This is a genomic window from Enterococcus sp. BWB1-3 (genome assembly GCF_016745275.1).
In the GTDB taxonomy this organism is placed as follows: Bacteria; Bacillota; Bacilli; order Lactobacillales; family Enterococcaceae; genus Enterococcus_L.
Genome location: NZ_JADOEP010000027.1, coordinates 1 through 22455, shown reverse-complemented (window position 1 = coordinate 22455; position 22455 = coordinate 1). Strand labels below are relative to the sequence as shown.

The 22455-nt window shown below is 40.0% G+C and carries 20 protein-coding genes; 5 read left to right on the top strand and 15 right to left on the bottom strand.

Going from position 1 to position 22455, the window contains the following annotated elements; genetic code table 11:
• Nucleotides 1-2 precede the first annotated feature (2 nt).
• From IW492_RS15085 to IW492_RS15070, 4 genes are all read left to right on the top strand, one after another.
• On the top strand, nt 3-734 hold the full coding sequence (locus tag IW492_RS15085) for an amino acid ABC transporter ATP-binding protein (protein WP_202068628.1): 732 nt from the start codon (nt 3-5) through the stop codon (nt 732-734).
• A gap of 114 nt (nt 735-848) precedes the next feature.
• Nucleotides 849-1655 (top strand): transporter substrate-binding domain-containing protein, encoded by an 807-nt coding sequence (locus IW492_RS15080; RefSeq protein WP_202068626.1) that lies wholly within the window; start codon nt 849-851, stop codon nt 1653-1655.
• Between the two features lie 48 nt (nt 1656-1703).
• Entirely contained in the window at nt 1704-2420 is a 717-nt protein-coding gene (locus IW492_RS15075) for an amino acid ABC transporter permease (RefSeq protein WP_202068624.1), read from the top strand.
• Between the two features lie 11 nt (nt 2421-2431).
• Nucleotides 2432-3091: an amino acid ABC transporter permease gene (locus IW492_RS15070; RefSeq protein WP_229443824.1), complete on the top strand. Its 660-nt coding sequence runs from the start codon at nt 2432-2434 to the stop codon at nt 3089-3091.
• 134 nt (nt 3092-3225) lie between these two features.
• Here IW492_RS15070 and pheT read toward each other — a convergent pair whose 3' ends face one another.
• The 6 genes from pheT to lepB all read right to left on the bottom strand — a co-directional run bounded on the left by pheT (nt 3226) and on the right by lepB (nt 15977).
• Nucleotides 3226-5649, bottom strand: a complete 2424-nt coding sequence (gene pheT / locus IW492_RS15065) for a phenylalanine--tRNA ligase subunit beta (protein ID WP_202068621.1) — start codon at nt 5647-5649, stop codon at nt 3226-3228.
• 6 nt (nt 5650-5655) lie between these two features.
• Nucleotides 5656-6702 (bottom strand): phenylalanine--tRNA ligase subunit alpha, encoded by a 1047-nt coding sequence (gene pheS, locus IW492_RS15060; RefSeq protein WP_202068620.1) that lies wholly within the window; start codon nt 6700-6702, stop codon nt 5656-5658.
• 512 nt (nt 6703-7214) lie between these two features.
• Nucleotides 7215-7559: a winged helix-turn-helix transcriptional regulator gene (locus IW492_RS15055; RefSeq protein ID WP_202068619.1), complete on the bottom strand. Its 345-nt coding sequence runs from the start codon at nt 7557-7559 to the stop codon at nt 7215-7217.
• Nucleotides 7560-7625: 66 nt separating this feature from the next.
• On the bottom strand, nt 7626-11465 hold the full coding sequence (gene addA, locus IW492_RS15050) for a helicase-exonuclease AddAB subunit AddA (RefSeq protein ID WP_202068617.1): 3840 nt from the start codon (nt 11463-11465) through the stop codon (nt 7626-7628).
• Nucleotides 11458-15033: a PD-(D/E)XK nuclease family protein gene (locus IW492_RS15045; protein ID WP_202068615.1), complete on the bottom strand. Its 3576-nt coding sequence runs from the start codon at nt 15031-15033 to the stop codon at nt 11458-11460. Before IW492_RS15045 ends, addA begins: the two co-directional genes overlap by 8 nt.
• Before the next feature lie 401 nt (nt 15034-15434).
• Nucleotides 15435-15977 carry a signal peptidase I gene (lepB, locus tag IW492_RS15040; RefSeq protein ID WP_324254747.1) on the bottom strand — a complete coding sequence of 181 codons (543 nt, stop codon included), beginning with the start codon at nt 15975-15977 and terminating at the stop codon, nt 15435-15437.
• A gap of 686 nt (nt 15978-16663) precedes the next feature.
• Here lepB and IW492_RS15035 point away from each other — a divergent pair.
• Nucleotides 16664-17377, top strand: a complete 714-nt coding sequence (locus IW492_RS15035; protein ID WP_202068669.1) for a hypothetical protein — start codon at nt 16664-16666, stop codon at nt 17375-17377.
• 55 nt (nt 17378-17432) lie between these two features.
• Here IW492_RS15035 and IW492_RS15030 read toward each other — a convergent pair whose 3' ends face one another.
• The 9 genes from IW492_RS15030 to IW492_RS14990 all read right to left on the bottom strand — a co-directional run.
• Complete coding sequence (locus IW492_RS15030; RefSeq protein ID WP_202068613.1) at nt 17433-17675, bottom strand: hypothetical protein; 243 nt, start codon at nt 17673-17675, stop codon at nt 17433-17435.
• 126 nt (nt 17676-17801) lie between these two features.
• Complete coding sequence (locus tag IW492_RS15025) at nt 17802-18011, bottom strand: hypothetical protein (protein WP_202068611.1); 210 nt, start codon at nt 18009-18011, stop codon at nt 17802-17804.
• A gap of 3 nt (nt 18012-18014) precedes the next feature.
• Complete coding sequence (locus IW492_RS15020) at nt 18015-18485, bottom strand: hypothetical protein (RefSeq protein ID WP_202068610.1); 471 nt, start codon at nt 18483-18485, stop codon at nt 18015-18017.
• A 19-nt stretch (nt 18486-18504) separates the two neighbouring features.
• A complete protein-coding gene (locus IW492_RS15015) occupies nt 18505-18705 on the bottom strand; it encodes a hypothetical protein (RefSeq protein ID WP_202068609.1) in 201 nt (66 codons plus the stop codon).
• A gap of 293 nt (nt 18706-18998) precedes the next feature.
• Nucleotides 18999-20228, bottom strand: coding sequence for an IS110 family transposase (locus IW492_RS15010; protein ID WP_202068608.1), 1230 nt, complete (start codon nt 20226-20228; stop codon nt 18999-19001).
• Between the two features lie 249 nt (nt 20229-20477).
• Nucleotides 20478-20858 carry a hypothetical protein gene (locus IW492_RS15005; RefSeq protein WP_202068607.1) on the bottom strand — a complete coding sequence of 127 codons (381 nt, stop codon included), beginning with the start codon at nt 20856-20858 and terminating at the stop codon, nt 20478-20480.
• 3 nt (nt 20859-20861) lie between these two features.
• Nucleotides 20862-21323: a hypothetical protein gene (locus IW492_RS18160; protein ID WP_236671941.1), complete on the bottom strand. Its 462-nt coding sequence runs from the start codon at nt 21321-21323 to the stop codon at nt 20862-20864.
• 208 nt (nt 21324-21531) lie between these two features.
• Nucleotides 21532-21954 (bottom strand): hypothetical protein, encoded by a 423-nt coding sequence (locus IW492_RS14995; RefSeq protein ID WP_202068605.1) that lies wholly within the window; start codon nt 21952-21954, stop codon nt 21532-21534.
• 18 nt (nt 21955-21972) lie between these two features.
• Nucleotides 21973-22455: hypothetical protein (locus IW492_RS14990; protein WP_202068604.1), on the bottom strand; the 483-nt coding region annotated here is incomplete at its 5' end.

Sequence of the window (22455 nt, the reverse complement as noted above, 5' to 3'; positions counted from 1 at the left end):
CTATGATTTCATTGGAACATGTAAACAAGTACTTTGGCGATCATCATGTACTAAAGGATATTTCCTTCTCAGTCGATCAGGGAGAGAAAATCGTTATTATCGGTCCTTCCGGCTCCGGCAAAAGTACATTAATTCGCTGTATCAACCGTCTGGAAAAAGTGAGTGACGGAAAAATTATTGTGGACGGGATAAACATCACTGAGCCAAAAGCTCCCATTCAATCTGTACGTAAAAAAGTAGCCATGGTATTTCAGGGCTTCAATCTTTACGCACACAAAACAATTATTGACAACCTAACACTCGCACCGATTAAGGTAAAAGGCGTCAGCAAAGAGGAAGCAACCCGTACAGGGATGGAATATCTTGAACGTGTCGGACTAGCCGACAAAGCAAAAGCATATCCGGCTCAACTTTCCGGAGGACAGCAGCAACGGGTGGCAATTGCCCGTTCCCTGAACATGCACCCGGAAGTCATACTTTTTGACGAACCTACCTCAGCCCTTGACCCCGAAATGATTCAGGAAGTTTTAGACGTGATGGTAGATCTTTCCAAACAAAGCATTACCATGATCTGCGTAACTCACGAAATGGGCTTTGCCAGACAGGTAGCAGATAAGGTTATTTTTATGGATGAGGGAAAAATCGTCGAAACCGGTACCCCTGAACATTTCTTCACGAACACTCAGAATGAACGTGCGAAAGAGTTTCTCAGCAAAATTATTCATAATTCTTAAACACTATGGTTTGTTTATCCGTTGCCGCTTCTGTCACCTGCTTACACTGCACCCGACACATATTACCGGCTCTTATTCTTGACGCATAATCAACTAAAACAAGGAGGATGTTTTATGAAAAAAATGAAAAAACTATTAGGCGGACTGACTCTTTTAGCAGCACTTGGGCTATTCACAGCTTGTGGAGGCTCTGAAGACGCAGCTACTTCAAGCGGCTCTGCTATTGACAAAATTAAAGATGCAGGCGTCATCAAAGTCGGCATTAAGGAAGACGTACCTAATTTTGGTTATATGAACCCGGACACAAATAAAAATGAAGGTATGGAGCCTGACATTGCCCGCAAAATTGCAAAAGAATTAACCGGCAGTGAAGACAATGTTGAATTTGTCGGCGTTACTGCAAAAACCCGCGGACCACTTTTGGATAACGGCGAGGTGGATATGATTATTGCAACATTTACTATTACAGATGAACGAAAAGAAACGTACAACTTTACCACTCCTTATTATCAGGATGAAGTTGGCTTCTTAGTACGAAAATCTGACGGTTTTACTGATACAGCCAGCTTAGATGGAAAAACTATCGGTGTTGCTCAGTCAGCAACAACCAAGGAAGCAATTATCGCTGAAGGTGATTCTTTAGGCGTTTCATTTAACTTCCAGGAGCTTGGCTCTTATCCTGAACTGAAAACAGCTTTAACATCTAAACGTATTGATGCATTCTCAGTAGATAAATCTATTCTGACTGGATACGTTGATGATGATACTGAAATTCTGGCAGACGGTTTCTCTCCGCAGGAATATGGTATTGCTACGAAAAAATCAAGCTCAGACTTAAACGACTACTTGAACAATCTGATTGAAAAATGGCAGGAAGATGGTTCACTGGACGAGATTTACACGACTTGGAATTTGAAATAATCTTTCTGATTCTACATCGTTTTGTATGAATTTAGGAGGGGTTTATTTATGTCATTTATCATTTCTGCATCCTGGCTGGAGGAAGGGCCTTTTGCCCTTCAGCGCTGGCAGGCGGTTATCAGAGACTGGCGTCTGTTCGCAGATGCTTTCCTGTATACCATTATGATTTCACTTGGAGCACTTGCACTTGCTTTAATCCTAGGCGTTCTTTTTGGGAGCTTCTCAACAACCAAGAATATACTGCTTAAAATAATCAGCCGTGTCTATGTTGAGTTTTTTCAAAATACGCCGCTGTTAATTCAGTTTGTTGTTGTTTATTACGGCTTGCCTCTATTTGGGTATCAGTTTCTGACATTTTCAGCAACTACAACTGCTATTCTCTGTGTCGGACTCTACCATGGAGCCTATATTTCCGAAGTCGTCCGTTCTGGAATTGGTGCTGTACCGAAAGGTCAATTTGAAGCCGCATATTCTCAAGGATTTACATCGGCTCAAACCATGCGCTATGTGATTCTGCCTCAGGCATGGAAAATCATGCTGCCGCCGCTGACAAATCAGGTGGTTAACTTAATCAAAAATACGGCGACAGTTGCAATTATCTCAGGCATGGACATCATGTTTACTGCCAACAGTTGGTCATCAATCAATCTAAATTATATCCCGGCCTTTACAGTTGCCGGTTTGCTTTACTTTATCCTTTGCTTCCCGCTGGCAACCCTTGCGAGACGTCTTGAGGAAAACAATAAGAAAGCTTACAACAGATAAGGGGGTAAATGATGTCAGAACAAATTAGTCAAATTTTCACTGAAAATAATCTGCGATTTTTATGGGACGGACTTTCACTTACTCTTTTTATCTCATTTTCCGCTATCGCGTTAAGTACAATTTTTGGAACAATTTTGGCAGTTTTACGTAATAAAAAAGGCGGACCGCTGAAATTACTGGCAAGTATTTATATTGAAGTCGTTCGAAACATTCCAAACCTGCTTTGGATCTATGTCATTTTTCTGATTTTTAAAATTAAATCTACCCCTGCAGGTATTGTCAGCTTTACAGTCTTCACCACTGCGGCTTTGGCGGAAATAATTCGCGGCGGCTTAAACGGAGTGGATAAAGGACAGAAAGAAGCGGCACGTTCTCAGGGTTTCAGTAATTTCCAGATATTGTTGTATATTGTACTGCCTCAGGCAATTCGCAATGTGCTGCCTGCCATCATTTCACAGTTTGTAACAGTCATAAAAGATACCAGTTTTCTGTATTCTGTTATTGCTTTGCAGGAGCTGTTCGGAAAATCCTATATCCTTATGGGACGTTATGTACAGACTGCGCAGGTCTTCACCATATACGGACTGGTCGCATTAATTTATTTCACTGTCAACTTTGCCATTTCACAGTTTTCAAGATGGCTGTCTCGAAACTGGGCAAAAGGGTATTAACTAAACAGCTAAACTTAAGGAACCGGAAATGCATCACTATTTTCCCTGTTCCTTTTTTGTTGAATCACGAATTGTCAGTATTACTTAAAAACTGTGCATCAAAAACAGTTCGTGTTTTTGATGCACAGTTCATTTTATCTTATTGTCACTCCGTAAGTCTCAGCCAGAGCTTTTTCAATTTTGTTCATCGCCCCATTAATTTCTTCATCCACCAGTGTTGCTTCTGAATTGGCAAATGTCAGACTATAAGCCACGGATTTCATTCCAACTTCAATATTCTCACCCTGATACACATCAAATAAGTGAATATTTTTCAGGAAGCGCCCTGCATGTTTCTGTATGCAGGCGGTCAGGTCCTGATTGGTCACTGTTTCTTTAACCAGTAACGCAATATCCCGTTTTACTTCCGGGAACTTGGATACTGCTTCAAAGACAAACGCTTCTTTTTCTCCAGTCAGCAACCCCTGCAGATTCAATTCCGCAACATAGGCAGAAGGAATATCGTAGGCTTTTGCAGTTAACGGATGAATCTGTCCGACAAATCCGATAACTTCTCCGTTCAGCTTGATATAAGCGGTTCTTCCCGGATGCATTTCTTTTACGTCCTGTGTTGCTTCATACGTGATGCCTTTCGCGTAATCTGTCAGCTCAAACAAGCTGTCCAGCATTCCTTTGATTGTGTAGAAATCAACTGGAGAAGCATTGGTCTGCCAGTCTTTTTCAGTATAATTTCCAGTCAAAGCAATCGCCAAATGATTTTCTTCATAAGGCAGATCTTTCAATGGATTATTTTCCTGATAAAAGACCCGTCCGATTTCATACAATGCGATATCATTATTCTTACGGGCAATATTATAGTGTACATCATCAAGCAGTCCTGAGATAAGGTTCATACGAAGAACTGAACGCTCCTCACTCATTGGCCACTGAAGTTTTGTTGGGCTGCTTTGCTTCAAACTAAATTGTCCCGCTTTATCTTCTGTCGTCAATGCATAGCTGATTGCTTCGCTGACGCCATAGCCTTCAAGGATTCCTTTCAGCTGACGCATAAACTGCTGGGTTCTTGTCAGACTGCCGGCAACTGTTTCTCCTTTAGGCAATGTGGAAGGCAACCGATCATACCCATAAATCCGGGCAAGCTCTTCGATCAGGTCTGCTTCAATTGTAATATCCCATCTTCTCGAAGGTACTTCAACTGTGTAAATACCATTGTCAGAGGTATAGTCGAAGCCTAATGCCGTGAATATTTCTGCAACATCTGCATCTGTTAAATCCGTTCCTAAATACTGATTGGCACGATCAACTGATACACTGACATAAACTGGCTCAAGAGTAATTTCACTGCCCACACTGCTGCCGGAAACAACTGTTCCGCCGGAAAGCTCAGCAATCATCGCTGCCGCCACTTCTCCTGCTTCCGCCACTGTACCTTTATTGATTCCTTTTTCAAAACGGCTGGAGGATTCACTGCGCAGATTAAACTGTTTAGAGGTTCGGCGAATGGACAGACTGTCAAATAATGCAGATTCCAATGCAACCGTCGTTGTTTCATCGGTAATTTCAGAATTGGCACCACCCATTATTCCTGCAAGAGCAACTGGAACCTGACCGTTTGTAATTACGATATTCTCTGGAGAAAGCTTACGCATTTCGCCATCCAGTGTGACCATTTCTTCTGCTTCTTCAGCGCGACGCACCAAAATTTGTTTACTTCCCAATTTATCGTAGTCAAAAGCATGCAGCGGCTGTCCAAATAGCAGCAGGATATAGTTCGTCACGTCAACTACGTTGTTAATTGGACGTATTCCCTCATTCATCAAACAAGTCTGCAGCCAAAGAGGACTTTCCTGAATCTTCACATTTTTAATGATCCGAATCTGATAAGCAGGCGCATCTGCCTGATCTTTTACTTCTACAGAAACATATTCTTCTGCTTTTTCGCCAGTATTTTCCAAAAGCCTGATCTCATCAAACCTTGGTGTCTGACGGTAAATTGCACCAACCTCATAAGCTGCTCCGCGTATACTCAATGCATCTGCCCGGTTTGGTGTAATAGACAGCTCAATAATGGCATCATCCATATCTAAATAGGAAAAGACAGCCTCTCCATTGACAGCATCCTGAGGCATGTAGTAAATTCCATCTGCATAAGCCTTAGGAATAACATTATCTGAATAGCCCAGCTCCTGCAGGGAACAAATCATACCATTCGACACTTCCCCACGCATTTTACCTTTTTTAATTTTTTGATTCCCAGTGATACGAGCACCTGGAAGTGCCACGATCACTTTAATGCCGACTTTTACATTCGGTGCTCCGCATACAATTTGAGAAAGCTCTTCCTCCCCAATATCGACCTGACAGATGGATAAATGATCTGAGTTAGGATGCGGAATACATTCTTTCACTTCTCCTACAACAATTTTTTTCAGACCTTCTTCAGGGATCTCAACAGCTTCCACTTCAATTCCTGTTACGGACATTTTATCCGCCAATTCCTCAGGCGTTACCTTTGTTAAGTCTAAATATCTGCTTAACCATTTATATGAAACGAACATGGGTCATTACTTCCTTTCCTTGAATTGATTTAAGAACCGCAGATCATTCTGATAGAAGCTGCGAATATCATTTACGCCATAGCGAAGCATCGCTACACGATCAGGTCCTAAACCAAAGGCGAATCCAGTATACTCTGTCGGATCAATACCTGACATTTGCAACACATCCGGATGCACCATTCCTGCACCTAAAATTTCAATCCAGCCGGTATGCTTGCAGACATTACAACCTTCTCCGCCGCATTTGAAGCAGCTGACATCAACTTCAACAGATGGTTCAGTAAACGGAAAATAGCTTGGACGAAGACGAATTTTACGATCCTCTCCGAACATTTTCTGCATAACAACTTCCAGAGTTCCTTTTAAGTCGCCCATTGTAATATTTTTGTCAATGACCAGCCCTTCAATTTGATGAAACTGGTGGCTGTGCGTTGCATCATCATTATCTCTGCGGAACACTTTCCCCGGAGAAATCATACGCAGCGCCCCTTTAGAAAAATCGTGTTTTTCCATTGTTCGGGCCTGAACCGGAGATGTATGCGTTCGAATCAATATCTCATCTGAAATGTAGAAAGTATCCTGCATATCTCTGGCAGGATGATCTTTTGGCAAATTCATCCGTTCAAAGTTATAATGGTCAGACTCCACTTCATACCCGTCAACCACCTGATAGCCCATTCCAACAAAAATATCTTCAATTTCTTCCATTACCTGAGATAGAATATGCCGGGTTCCTCTTGTCATTTGTCTGCCGGGAAGCGTTACATCCAACGTTTCTTTAGCCAGAGAAGCATTCATTGCTTCCTGCTCCAATATTTCTTTTCGTTCCTCGATGGCCTGACTCAACAAATCTCTGATTTCATTCGCAAAGCTGCCGACAACCGGACGTTCCTCAGGCGAGAGATCTTTCATCCCTCTAAGTACTTCTGTGATCGGCCCTTTCTTTCCCAGTGTTTCTACGCGTATTTGGTTCAACACTTTTAAATCACTGCTTTGATTGATTTTTATAAGTGTTTCATCTTTCAGCACTTCCAATTGGGACTGTAGTGACATAATTCTCTTCCTTTCTTCTTTGCATTCCTATTACAGGCTTGACACTGCTGACCGCTCCGTTCCTTCCTGAGCCTCTGTTCAGAAACAATCGACAGCGGGCGGTTTCCCAATCCATTCCTGTTATAAACAATTATTTTTATGATTGCACTTGACCTCAGCAGCCCAACAGATAGCAGCCTATCAGGAAAATGACAGCACGAAGACAAAACAACGGCTTGCGCTTCTTCCAGGAAAAAACTAAGAGCTCGTTCCTGTAAAAGGAACGAGCTCTCGTGGTACCATCCTCATTCACGACAAATAACTGTCATGCACTCTATCTTTTAACGGCTTTTGCCGGTCAAGTCAATCAAGACTAAACAAACTCCGGAAGTGAAATGTTCATTTTTCGATTTCGTGACCTGCTTCCAGTCCATGACAGGTCTTCCCTTATACGAATCAGCCAAACTACTTGCTTCCATCAACGTTTCTTTATTATCCAATTGACTTTAGTTTACAAGAACTTTTCTGTTTGGTCAACTGCATTCTTCTTCAGTGACCCACTCTTCTGCCCAAGCCTGCAGCTGCTTCATTGACTGCTCCAACGCCTGCCCTTTATCCGTCAGCATATACTCAAGCCTTGAAGAATCATCGCATCGTGCTGCTTTAGTAACAAGCTGCTCCCTTTCAAGCTCTCTTAACCGTTCAACAAGCAGACGGTCGCTAAGCATTGGAATCTTATTCTTAAGTTCTCCAAAACGTTGAGGACCATTTTCCAACAAAACATCAATAATCAAACCATTCCATTTTTTTCCCAATATACCGAAAGCTTTTTCAAACTTGGGACATAAGGAAAAATCCGTTGTCTTTACTTGCTCCATCTTCCTCACCTCATAAAATGAGTATAGCATAGAACTTACTATTTGTAAGTCAATCTGCTTTTCATCTTAATTTTTCCTTATTTCAATAACTTTTCTATCCAGCATATCCACAATCACTTCTGCGTTTAACAGAACCATATAAACATGACTGACTTCCTTCCCGGAAGACAGGCTTAGTGCCTGTTGATAAAGCCTCAACTGACCTTGATAACGACTGATGATCTTATCCAGTACTTTGGGGTCATACACATTCTTAACGAAATCTGTTTTATAGTCAAACAGAATGCATTCTTCGTCCAGTTCCACATACCCGTCGATAATCCCATGGATCAGCAAATCATCACCAGTTTGTTCGGGATAATCCTTAATCACCTGATCTGCTTCAAGCAGCATGGAGAACGGCTGCTCCCGCTTTACTTTTTCCGGATTTGCAAGCATTAACTGTCCGAGTTCAGAGTCAAAAAAGTCCAGCAGCTTGGCTAAATCAATTTTTTTACTTATATTCTCCGTAAGTAGTCCCTGATCAGTCAATTCCTTCACCAGCTGTTCCAAACTTTCTATTGAAGGTGATGTATTTAAATCCAAAAGCTGTAAAAGATAATGTGTCGCTGTTCCAATCTCGGCAGCAGAGGGCTGTTGAATCTCTTCTAAAAATGCCGGTTTGCTAAACTCCTGCGTTGTCATCCGATGAACAATCTGACTGTTAGGGTTCACCCGACCAATCAAAGGTTTTGAAACAGGTTGTTCTTTTGAAGAACCTGCTAAATCCGAAATTTCCATTTTACTTATGGCTCTTTCATCCGGATCTTCAAATATCCGTTTAATTTCCGAAACAGACTGGTAATTTGTAGTTTTTGCTGCCACTTCAAATGGATAACGATAATTTAAAATTTTTAAGCCTCTAGTCAGCAGTACCTGGCTTTCCTGTCTGGACGATTCAACTGGTTCAGCCGTATGTTCCGCCTGAAGTGAAACAAATGCCTGCTGAATTTGCTGATCATCAAAAAAGGACACACTAAATCTTCCCGGATGTTCCTGTACTTTTGAAACTGCTGTGGTTTCATAGAAGGAATGCAGACTGCTCGCATCTGGATGCCGAATCAGTGTCATGCCAATCCAGTTCATCAGGCTGCTTTTGCTTTGCAGTCGATTTTCCTGAGGCAGAACTACGGTTGAAATCTCTTTGGCTTTGCCCCATTCTTTCCAGGCTGCTTCCTGATCATTGTATGAGCCTACAAGAAACAGCTTCTGTTCTGCTCTCGTCAGTGCCACATAGAGCTTGCGCATTTCCTCAGACAGCAGCTTATTCATCTTAATTTGTTTCAACGCCAGAAACGGCAGTGTATCATACAATATTCTGGTTTCTTCTTCCAGATACCGAATACCCGTACCTAGCCGATCATCAAAAATATACCGTTCTTTCAAATCTGAAAGATTAAATTCCTTGGTCATATCTAAAATAAACACAACCGGAAATTCCAATCCTTTACTGGCATGAATCGTCATTACCCGAACCGCATTTTCATCTTCTAAAATAACCGGCTCTGCCAGATCCTTATCTTTTTCCTGCATTTTTTCGATAAAACGGATAAATTGAAACAGTCCGCGGAAGCTCGTCTTTTCATAATTCGCTGCCCGGTCAATCAATGCATACAGATTCGCCTGCCGCTGCCTGCCTGCAGGCATCCCGGCGACATAATCAAGATAGGCGGTTTCTTCATAAATTTTCCAGATCAGTTCAGACAAATGAACTCTGCGTGCCATCTCCCGCCACCGTGCCAGACTATCTGCAAACCGAAACGTCTTCTCTGCAATCTCTTTTTCTTCTGCAGTTTTTTCCGCTTTGTCATTAAATTTAAGAAACGCTTCGTAGTACAGACCTTCCTTCTGAGTCAGACGTATTTGAACCAGATCTGTTTCCTTCAGACCGACAATCGGCGACCGCAGAACGGCAGCCAGCGGAATATCCTGATAAGGATTATCGATGATCTGAAGCAGAGAAATCATTGTCCGTATCTCCGTTGCCTGAAAATAGTTCTGTGCATCATTCACCTGCAGAGGAATACCAACGGCTTTAAAGATTTCCAAAATAGTCAGGTTGTTCTTTTTCGTTGGCGTCAGCAATACAATATCCTTATAAGTGACAGCACGGTTAGCCTTTAGCTTCTTATCATAGATTTGGAAGCCCTGATCAATCATTTCACGGATTTTCAGAGCAGTCATATGCAGCTCGCCTTCCGTTTTATCCTCAATCAGCAGCTCCTCTGACAGCACCACAGGCGGCATGTCTTCCACTATTTTTTTCTTCTCATAAATCAACAGTTCTGTATCATAGTTTTCTGCCTCCAAAAACTGCTGAAAGCCGTTTACCAGCTGTGCATCTTCATCATAGATTATCTGACCCACACGTTCATCCATCAGCTGTTCAAATACCAGATTGGTAAAATTCAGTACATTCCTGCGTGATCTGAAATTCTCTGCCAGCACAATACGTTTGCCATTTTCCTGACGGCCATACTGGTTATACTTTTCAATGAACAAACTTGGATCTGCCAGACGAAAGGAATAAATGGACTGCTTTACATCCCCCACCATAAAGAGATTTCCTTCAGGGTCTTCTGAACGATACAGCCAATATAAAATACTTTCCTGCAGCCGGTTAATATCCTGATATTCGTCCACCAGCACCTCATCAAACTTGCTTCGATAATAGCTGGAAGCTTCTGTTGCCTCCCAGCCTGCTTCATTTTTTTGTGCCAGAATATTCAACGTAAAATGTTCAAGATCGTTAAAATCCACCAGACCTTTACGAAGCTTCTCTTCGCCATACTTCTTCATAAATGCAGCACCAACCTCGGCCATTTTGCTGACCAGATCAGCCGCTTTACTCATAACTTCTTTCATTTTAGATGGGGATAAGGTGAACAGCGAAGCCGTTAAATCATTGATTGCTTTCTTATTCTGATCTCTCAGCGCTTTAATCTGTTCCACATCTTCTTTCAGCTCAGCAACCCGCACCGTAGGAAAACGGTCAAACACCAGCTGCTCCTTCCACTGATAGGCAGCTTCAAGCTGATTGTTTTCAAGATACTTAGCAAACTGCTGCGCCCACTCTGTTTCTTTGACAATCAGTGCAGCGATCTTCTCCATTTTCTCCTGACCAGCTGAAACGTCCAGCGCACGATTGCAGCGCTCAATAACCAGCTGCAGACTTTCCAATATCTGAGGCTTCAAGGTTTCCTGATATAAAGAGGATTCCCCTATGTCTCCTTCAATTTGATAAGTCTGAGGCAGCTTCGCCAGCCATTCTTCCGAATCAGGATTTGCTTTTGCAAACTCATATAGAGAAAAAATAAGTCGAGTCAGTCCGTCATCTGAGCGGTCATTGGAAAAGTTGCCTGTCAGCTGATAAAATGCTGCTTCTCCCTGTTCATACAACGATTCTCTCAGGTCATCCCAAACATCTTCCTTAAGAAGCAGCATTTCCGTTTCATCCGTTAACAAGCGAAACACCGGGTCCATGTCGATCAGATAATAGAATCGGCGAATGACAGATAAGCAAAAGGAATGAAGTGTGCTGATATTCGCAGTCGGCAGCAGGGAAAGCTGTCTGATAAAATGCTGTTTCTGCGCTGGATCACTAACCTGATTCAGCGCTTTTTGAAGCTCTGCCTGAATCCGTTCCTTCATCTCTCTGGCAGCAGCTTCTGTATAGGTCACAACCAGCAAACGGTCGATGTCCGTCCCGCTCTTGATTTTTTCGATCACACGCCGAACCAGAACCGTTGTTTTTCCAGATCCGGCCGAAGCAGAGACCAAAATATTTTGTCCTTCATCAAAAATGGCTTGCCACTGATGATCTGTAAACAGTTCATTTTCAGGGCGTAATGGAATTTCTCTACTCATTGCTTTGTCCCCCCTCTCCATCTTTCTGTCTCATACGATCCAGAACCTCCTGCTTATTCATTGTTTCCATTCGATGATAATTATTTTCTTTCAGCATCACATCAAAATTACAGACACTGCGAAACGGACAAAATTTGCAGGCAATCCGCTCTTTTCCCTGATAGGCTGGGTCCAAATCTACTTCACCGCTGATGATTTTATTTCCCGCCTCTGTATATTTATTTCGATTATGATCTCGAAGTGTCTCAAATTCTTCCAGTGTGACGAACTTATCTTCCTGTCTTCGCCCCGGCTTGATCAGCTCTTTGGCAGATTCTTCAATCGGATAAACCAGCGAGCTTTGTTTTGGCTCCAGTGAGCGATCCAAATACTCCAGAAGCTTGGCATCATTCAACAACAGACCGTCAAACTGGAATTTTTTGAGCAGCTGTCGTTCCTGATTGTCTTCTCCATCATAATTCAGCATTGGATTATGGACATGAAGATACAATGAGCCTGCTGCTTTTGCCTGCTGTCCCACTAAATCCACAGCATCCATCAGAGCCACATCCAAATACGTCAGCATCTGCATTGCCAAACCATAATAGGCCTCTGTTAAATTAAACTTCCGATGACTGGATTTGTAATCAATAATCCCGAGATACGTCTCTCCATCGATTTCCAGCTGATCCACACGGTCGATTTTCCCGCGAACGCTGATCTGTCCGTCTCTATTTAGCGGCAGCTCCAAGCCGCGAATCCCTGTTTTTCCAGCAAGCTGTCCAAACAGCACCTCTGTCTGTACAGTGGAAAGCCCGCTTCGTTCACTTTGTTTTTTCAATGCCCAGCTTACCTTCTTAATAGTCTGATGGAGCTGATAGCGAATATAGTTCATTCGATGAGACGAATTCAGTATATCAAATCGCTGATCGCCCATTGTCACCTGCAGGACCTCTTCAGTTACATGATTCAGCTCTTCATCTGACAAATCAGAAAGGTTGAGATTATTTTTAATCAAAACCTTAAATAACTGATCAAGGGCTTCATGGAAAAATTCTCCAGTTGCTGCAGAAGACAAGCCAAATACATCCCGTTCCCTCAATCTCAGTCCGTATCTGGAAAAATACTGGTACTGACAGCGATAGAAGCTTTCAACTCTGGAAACAGAGGTATGAATATGCTTCCCATACAGCTCTTCAGCCAGCTCTTCTCCGATTGATTCCGGTATATTTTGATGATTCAGGCTTTCAAAAATCCGAGTTGCCAGTGGTGCCAGCGGCTGATTCCCCAATGCTCGTTCCAGCATCAGCCAGAAGCCGGACAAGCCATGATTGGTTTCTATTTTCTGACGTTTTAAATTAGTCAAATCACTGATTAAAGTTCGATAAGTCCCCACGTGTGCCAAGCTGGTCTGCTCATCATCTGAGATTGACAAGCTGGCCTTTTCCATCATCGGCAGCTGCAGATTTTTCTGCAAAATCGTTAAATAGGAAGACGGCTTGACATCAGAGGACGTATCCGTCATTCTTGGATAAGACAAGTAGAGCTTATCTGTTGCCGACAGCAGCATGATATAAGCAACATAAGGCTCGCGAGCCAGTCGTTGTCGTGTGTCCTGCATGAAAAATTTTCCGTCATCCAAACTCTCATTCATCCGAACACGTTCTTCATCAGAAAGCAGTGTTTTGTTTTCCATTTTTTTAGGAAAGACCTGATCCGTCAGACCAACTGCAAAGGTCACTTTCCCCTGTCCCGGATGAAGCGTATCAATATTACGGATCTGCACCTGATCAATAGAGGTTGGGATCTTGCTGTAGGTCAGACCCTCAAGTCCGCTGGAAAAGATTTCCTGAAACTCATCAAAATCAAAAGGTTCCTCCTTGTAAATCATCACATATTCATCCAGCAGCGCCATCAACGCATCCCAGGTCTGTTCATGATTCCGTGCCTCTTCCAGTTCACCTGAAGCGATTGCCTGATTCCGCCACCTCTGCATCTGTTCCTGAACCCCGCTGTCCAGTAAAAATCGATAGAACAAAACAGCCGCATCCTCGCCTGTTTCAGCTTCCTTGAATGCTTTAAAAAATGTCGGCAGGATTTGACGAACTGCCTGTCTCACTTTATTGGATTCGACTTCCAGATCAGAAGTATCATCCTGCTTCTCCTCTTCAAAATCATAGCGGAGAAACTGCCAGTCTGTTTCCCGTGTCCAGGAATTCCCTTCATATCCATAAGCCAAAACAATATTTTCAGTGATATCAATTCTTCTGCGCCATTCATTTCGTTGAACTTCCCAATCGAAATCATCATTGACCACAGAGCCCGGAAAAAAAAGCTCTGTCCTTAAAAATCTCAAAACATCACGGTAACGGAAATGATAGTTGCTGACGGCGAACAGCGATTGAATAAATTCCACCAGAGGATGCTGCTCCATCGACATATCCTGATCGATATATATTGGAATATCATGCAGCCGAAAGATTGGTTTCAACAACGGCTGATACTTATCAAATTCTCTGACAGCTACCTGAATGTCCTTATAGCGATAGCCTTCCTCCGAAACCAATCTGCGAATTTCCTTTGCTGCAGCATTCAGCTCTTCCTTTGGTGTTTCACTGCACCAAAGCTGGATACTCTCAATATTTTTCGGAACTGCTTTCCCGTCATCCAGGCTTCTTCTCGTCTGCACCCAATATTCTGCTGTCTGGCGGATGCCCTCAGAGCGAATCTGCGACAGGTTATTTTCTGCATGGTCAGTCAGTACAGGTACTTTTACCTGACGAGCCAACTGGTACAGCTGAAAATAAGTTGTTCCTGTTCCATAAAACAAATCAACAGCTGCCGGTTTTTCAACAGGGTATGCACGATCCAGAATCAACGATACTTTCACTTCAGCCCCCTGCTTCAAGAGAGTCTGCAGCAATTGCTGTTCTTTTGCTGTAAAATGATCAAATCCGTTTAAAACAAACATAACGTTGCTCAAATCTTCAAATGCCAAATAGGCACAAAGAGCTGTGATCAACTCAATTTCATTAATACCATGCCGCTGCAACTGACGTTCAAACTCTGTAAAGATCCAGCGAATATCCTTTAATTTCTGTGCTGTATCCAGCCCTTCAGAAAACTGTTCCTTATCAAGAAGGAGCGCCAGATCCTCCAATGCAACATTTCCATCTTTCATTTCCTGATAAAGAGCAAACAGTTGCTGAATAAAACCAGATTTATTGATCTCCCCGCGAAAAACCGTTAAATCCTCTGCATGCTCGGATAGAATTTTTCGAAAAATCATTGCGGCACCAACATCAGTAAGTACTTCCTGCTGATAATATGGGGTATGCTGCAGATAATACCATGACAGCCGCTGAAAACTGAAAACCTGCAGACGCATGGCTGCCATTGTTTTCACGGCAGGATTTATCCGCTCTTTTATTTCCTTAAGAATCTGAACTTCCTTTTCAAATTTTATATGGTTGGGAACCAGATAAAAAACCTGATTTTTCTGATCTGCAGCCAGCCACTCCAATGCCTGACTAACCATCACTGATTCCAGATTTTTATCGCCCGTTCCTCGAATAAACTGTAATGACATATGACACACCCTTTCATTCATCCTCTGAGCATTTTACACTTCTCTTATTATACAACTGATTTCAGTATACTGACTAGGACCAGTCTGAAAACTCTAGCAGCAACTAGTTTCGAAATAATGAAATAAGTGAACTTTAAAGCATTGCCGCTCCAGCTTCCTTTATTGTTTTCTGACACATCCTAATACAATCCCACTCTGATTAATAATGACCGATTAAAATGAAATACGCAGAATACAAGTCAATCAGCTTTATTTTTTCATTTTACTCCAAACAAAAAACCGGGAACACTGCTGATCCCAGTTTTAGTATTGTCAAAAATAGATTAACTATCAATGTTCTTCATTTATTTCGCCTATTAACAAATATCAATCTGCTGAAAACGAGCCGCTTCTTTCCAGCTCTAGATCGTTCCAAATCGACTGAACGGCCATAGGACGAATTTAACATTTCCGGAAATCTTTTCTTCGCTTACAAAGCCGATCATCCGTCCATCTTTTGAATTTCTGCGGTTATCACCCAGCACAAAATATTCACCCTCCGGTACTTTCTCTGCGTCCAGCTGTTCCAGGGAAAAATCATAGGTCAGAGGACCGCCGTCCGTTAAGTCTTTCTTAAACTGATCCAGATACGGTTCATCTACTTCCTTACCGTCCACATACAACACATCGTTTTTATACTCAATTGTTTCACCGGGAAGTCCAATCACCCGTTTAATGTAATTTTTATTTTCTTCATCGGGAGCCGGGAAGGTTACGATATCAAATCGATCCACTCCAGTATTTTTTAATGCAATCACCCGTTCCCCGTCTGCCAATGTCGGATCCATCGAATGACCTTTTACAACTACCGGCATGAATACAAACTGTCTCAATAAAAACAGAATGGATGCAAGTCCGACAAAAAATAATATAGTCTTTAACATCTCTTTTGATTTCAAAATTATTCCTCCAAAATGCTTACTTTCTATAGTTTACCACACTCAATATCTCTAACCAAACTTATTTGTCTCTATTAATAAATAATTAACGGCTGTCTTGACATAATCTGATAAAACTTTAGCTGTAAATGTAAAATCAGCCCGTATATGACCACACAGACAGCAGCTACTCATAAACTATCTTAAGTAAAATTCGTTAAAAATGAACAGTTCTAACGACACCTTTGCTAATTCTAAAATAAATAAATAGATATCCCCTCTCTCATCCCTTCTGCTTAATTTAGCCCAAAAAACTACCCACCCTTTGGGGGAGGGTGGGAAAGGAGTTAAAAATGAAAAAGTGTTTGTTAGGGTTTGTTTATTGGTATGAGTTCATAATACATTGAAGTTGTGAAGATTTTGAGAACAAATTATTTTTCTATTTTGAACTTTATATGACGGTTCCGTTATAGTCGTTAAATCCCGGAAAAAGTCTCAGAAATCTTCATTTATTTTCTGCCTCGCTGTTACTATTTGAAGCAAAAATGTATCCTGTCTAAGTAAAAGAACGACCATTTTTAGACTTACAGCCCATCAAAATAGCCCTCTTGCACCTTAAGTCTTTTAAAAATAACTTTAAAAAGGGTGACGGAAAAAGAAACATTTGATACACTAGACTCTGAAAGAAAATCAAAATGACTGAGGAGGTCATCATGTTTATATCATTCGGTCAATATATTGGGCTGATCATTTTAACCATCATCATGATTATACTGATTATTTACTTAACACTGACAAAAGATAGAGAAGAAAAACAAGAGCGACTGAGAAATAAAATTGTTGAAAAATTTGCCCAGCCGCAACAGCCGACAGATCAGCAAAATTACGTCTATCTAAATGACGAAACAGCTGAACAGGAACAGACAAATCAGACAGCTTATTCCAATCAGGACGCTTATTATACGAATCAGCCGCAAGAGCATACTTATCAGGATAACTATCCTAATGATACATACTATCAAAACGATCAGACGAATGAAAACTACTCATCCGAGCAGCATTATGATCAGGGAACCCAGTATGAGCAGCAAACCTCTGAGAATTCCTACGATCAGAATTACTATTCTGAACAGCAAAATGATTATTATTCACAACCTGACCAATACTCTGACAGCCCGACCAATCATCAATATGAAGATAGCCAGCAAACAGAAAATCTGTACGATAATCAGTCATATGATAATCAGACAAACGAATACGGTCACTCTGACCGCTATTCTGAGTATACAAATAATCAATACAATCAAACAGATCAATACAACGAGCAAACAGCTGAAAATGACTATTCTCCGCAACCGGATTCTTATCAACAACCGGAACATTCTGACGCTCAATATACAGACGATCAGGAAAAAGAAGATCAGTAATCGTTGAAAAAAAGTCAGCAGTTCACTTCTCAACCAGGAAGCGGATTGCTGACTTTTAGATATTGGGAGCAGTATCCTCGTTTTTGATAAACACTGCCAACTCTTCACAGGAACTAAATTTGTGACGAGAAAAATTTCTGTCCCCACTTACCAACAAACCATATTCCAATGAGCCATTCACAAAATTTATCGAGATAAGAACAAAGATATCTCGGACATCCTGATACGGTTCAATTACCTGAAAAAACAGGTCATTGATGACGGTAAAGTCCAGTGAAGGATCAACATCCCTTATCATTTTCTGTTCAGCTTCTACAATAAAGCTAGATTTTGTTAGCTATTGGCAACTTGATTAGTGAGTTTATCCTTACTATTCAAGGCTTTATCACTTGATTACCAGTCTTGTGATAAAGTGGCTTTTTATTTAGTTATTTTGTTTTATAAAACTATGAATTCCCTCGAAAATAACATCTCTTAGCGCCTCAGGATAATCAGAATATCCTTTCTTTTCCATGATTATATCCAACGCTTGAGCAACATTACCATCAAGAATTATTGTAACACCTGGTGTTAGTTCTCCAGTCTCTTCATTTTTAAATGTTTCCTTTATCATGGTCAATTTATCTTTTTCCATAATTTAATCCTTTCTAGTTAAATAGTTTATGCCATTTTCTTCCCAATATCTGTATTCTAAAGAAATTTGCTCAAAAAATCTTCCGAAATATCCAGTCCAATCATCAGGAATATATTCTTCAAAAGATATAGATTCAGGATAATTGGAATAAACAATGCGATTATCAAAATCTATTAAAAGACTAGGATTATAATTATATACAGCATCATCTCTATCTCTGCTAAGCTCTTTAAAAAAGTTCAATTTGATAGATTTTGTTGAAGCTTTATATTTTTCTACATTTTTCAAAAAAATATTTGCTGTATCCTCATTTAAAATACTTATATTCCTTCTTTCTTCTGGATACTCTTCACTGGAATATCCAGCTTGGCTATAATCCAAATACCATAATTCTGTATCAGTAATATACCAAGTTAACACTCCACTACGTTTTACCCCTATGATAATATTTTCTGCATATATAGGTGTTTGCATACTAGCATACTCACCTCTTTCACTTTACTATTTTTGCATTTTTAGCATACTCCACTAACCACTGATTAATAGGATCTGGCAGTTCATAAGCAACTCCTTCAAAATTAAATTTATCAAAAACACCTTTATCAACTATTTTAGGAGCTGTACCGCCTTGATTCAAAGGATTAGTTTTATACCCATTTTGAGAAATTGCATTTTCTTTAATTAAGTCATCCAAATATTGAGGTACTTCAAATTCAACTACATAAGAATCTGGACGCTTACCTTGGAAATAATTTGCATGATCTTGCCCTGTTGAAACATTTAAATTATGGTCAGTTTTCCACTTGCTATTTAGTGATAGTGTACCATCATCATTAACTAAAAGTAAATCCTTGCTATCTCCACCTTGAACTCTGCGATATGTGACTGTTTCTTCTACTCCAGCCCCACTGGCTTTCTCTGGGCTGAAATATACCTTTAAGAATGTGTGTTAGAACATTGGTTTAACAATATTCTAACACATTTCTATTAACTTACAGCCTTCTGTTTCAGTTCTGGGAGTTCATAAGCAACTTTTTTCTTCATCATCACATAGATAATTCGAATGAGCTTTCGCATGATACAGATTAAAGCCTGTATTTTGGTTTTCCCCTCGGATATTTTCTTCTCAAAGTACGCTCGATACACTGGATTTCTTGGTTCTCCCTTGTTCGTGAGATAAATTTGTTGTATGGCTAAAAAGTAAAGCGTAGAATAGAGATTTCTGTTCCCTTGTGACTTGTTCTGTACGTCTTTTCCTTTTCCTGCTGAACCAAAGTGTAAAGGGGCTACACCTGCGTAATTTGCTAGTTTGTGTGGACTGGAAAATCGATGTATATCGCCTATATGAGCGACTAAGGAACAAGCTGTTACGACATTTACACCCGGTATTGTTTCCAATTGATAGCCTAATCTTCTATACATTTTCTTTTCGAGTGTTTCTATACTTGAAATCTCTCTTAAGATAAACCGAATTTGTTGGGCAATACTTCGAACAAGACAATCTCTTTCTTTTTGATAGTCTAAGGTTGTCTGTTGTTCTTGTGCCACTAAATCAAGAATTTTTCTCGCTCGATTTGTTGAACAAGTATTATGACTTGGTACTCGTAAGAATGCCCCTAGTTCTTCCTCTGATACGTATTCTAAATACTTGGGTGAAGGGAATCTTTCATAAAAGGCTAAAGAGGTAGCACAAGTTAATTCATGAAAAAACTGTTTATAGCTTGGATAAGCAACTTGTAGTTGTTCATGGAATTGTCGTGTAAGACCTCCCAAACTTTTAACTAACGCATTTCTTCGGTTCACAATGTGACGCATTGTCCAATAATAATCTTGCGGATTGGCGTCAGGTAAAAGGTGCGAACGCCTCATAAGAACTGCACTTATACATTGGGCGTCCCAACTATCATTTTTCTTGGTACTGGCATAACTCATGCGTTCCATAAAAGATAACGAGGGATTCACTTCTTTTACAGGATACTTCCTATCTAGCAAGAAAATAGATAAATACCTTCCATAATGCGTTACGTCTTCCAACCCAAAAATTGGGATCAGTTCGCCTTTTTGTTTCAATACATACTTTTCTAATTGGTGAAATCCTTGTAGGGTATTTTTGATGGTAATTTCACCTTGTTTTTCTTCTAAATAATTCAATAATACAGCGGTATGGGTTTCTTTGTGTATGTCCATACCTACATACAAATACTTGGTTCTGTCCATAGTCCTCCAGTTCTATTCAAGCTATGAGTGGCAATCTCGGTTTGAAGCCTCTACATACTCACTATTTCGAGCAGTGGGCAAGAAAGCGTCAGCCTATCCCATTTCTTGAATTGGAGAATTTCTTAAATTGTGGTATACTCAACTTGTTGAGGGTTAGCTTTTGTTAGCTATTGGCAACTTGATTAGTGAGTTCTAGCTTACTAGTCAAGGCTTTACTATCCGACGCCAATCAGATAGTGAAGTGCCTTTTTATGTTGTTTTCAAGTATTCTATTTCTTCATCAGACCATCTTTCATGAATCTTTTTCTTCAACTCATCAGAAATTTTAAATATGTCTAGCCACTCAGAACTTTGTCTCACACTATCAATATTCCACAAATTTGTATTGTCAATATTTAATACTTTTTTTCTGAGAAGATAAGCATCTTTTTCAATCTCTTCATCAATTAGTCCATTCTCTTTCAACTCATTCAAATTATTTTTACTGAGAAAAGAAGTAACACCAACAATTAAATCTTCAAAAATGAATGTTTCTATTTCTTCATTAGATAAATCTAAAATGAACATACCACTTTTATTTAAAGTATCTATAAACCAATCAAACTTTTCACCTAAAGATAATTTTTTCAACTACTATTTACCTCCAAACTTTATAATTGTTGCTTTATCATTTGAAAAGTCTATATAATCTTCCCCAACAATTTTAACTTTACCAGTATCACCTGTTGAAAATCCATAATATGAACCTCCATGTATTCCCTCACCGGGGTGGTAGAATACCATTCCATCTCCTTCGTTAGTAAACTTCCAACCAGTACCAGCTGAACCATATGATGCCTCAGTCCATTCTTCCCCCAATATAGATTTGATTTCATTTTTAGAGCTTCCGTATAATTTTTCAGGGTTAGAAATAATATCCTCTAACGAACTAGGTTTCCATTTAACATTTCCAGCACCATATTTATCTTTAAAATAATTATTCCAATCTTTTCCAGATACAGGGTTCTCTGCGCCAAAATCTGTTTTAGGAGGATTAGCCCCACTAGCTTTCTCTGGGCTATAAATTAACTCTAGATGTAGAAAAAGAAACAACAATATTGAATCGCTTCTTTTTTCAATAATGAGCTTTTATACAATAAATACAGCTAGCTTTTGTTAGCTATTGGCAACTTGATTAGTGAGTGTGTTCTTACTAATCAAGGCTTTATCACTCGATTACCAGTCTTGTGATAAAGTACCTTTTTATTTTTTATGAAAAAATCAAATAAATTAAATACTTGCACTTGCACTAAATAAATATTAATTAGAAATCCGAATATGGAAATTCTTCCAAGCCAATAGCTTCAATGCTTTCACAATAAAAGTTAATAAAACCATATCCATCATTTTCTCCATAACCACTATCATCATGTACATGAAAACGCATATCATTAGGAAAATCAACCTTTTCCTCTCTCATATCATGTATGATAAGCCTTCCAATAGGGGAATAGTTAACTTCTCTCAACGATAATTGTCTTACATTTACAAATCGTAACTTTTCTAAAAAAATTTGGTTGTTTGCTACATTCGCAATTTTAGTATCTATGTTCAAAATTGTTAATTGCTCATTAAAAATATTTTCTTCTATACCAAAGTCTATCCGCATGATTTGCTTATCATACCAACCTAACGCTACATCCCTTTTAGATTGCAATTTTTCGTAGTTTTTTATATAATTCTTCATTATCCATCCCCCTAAAGTTTACTTCAAAAACTTAATAGTATTAGTATTTTTATCTATTTCTCCTAGTCGAAGTATACCATTCTCATCCAAGAAATATTTTGCCTCATTTGCAGATAATCCTCCATCAAACCATTGATATTCATGTATATGAGGATTTGTATGATGCGCTTTGTTTCCGTGATACGAATAATCAATTCTCATACTCTGTTTTCCATTTTGATCGTAAATCACTATTGATTTTTCTACTTCTCCACTTGAACCCAGTCTTTCAAATTCTATTTTGCTATTTGGTGTTCCATCCATAGATGAGTAGTTATTTTTGTAGTATTCATCTGGTAAGAACGGTTCTTTGGCAAAGTCATCTACAGCCCCACCAGGTTTCTTACCAGCACTTGCCGCTTCATCCCCATGCTTGCTGGCGCTTATCGCTAAGTCATCGCCATATCTGGCTGCATCATCAAGATAATTTGATGGGATACCTGCCAGCTCCAGCATTTCCTC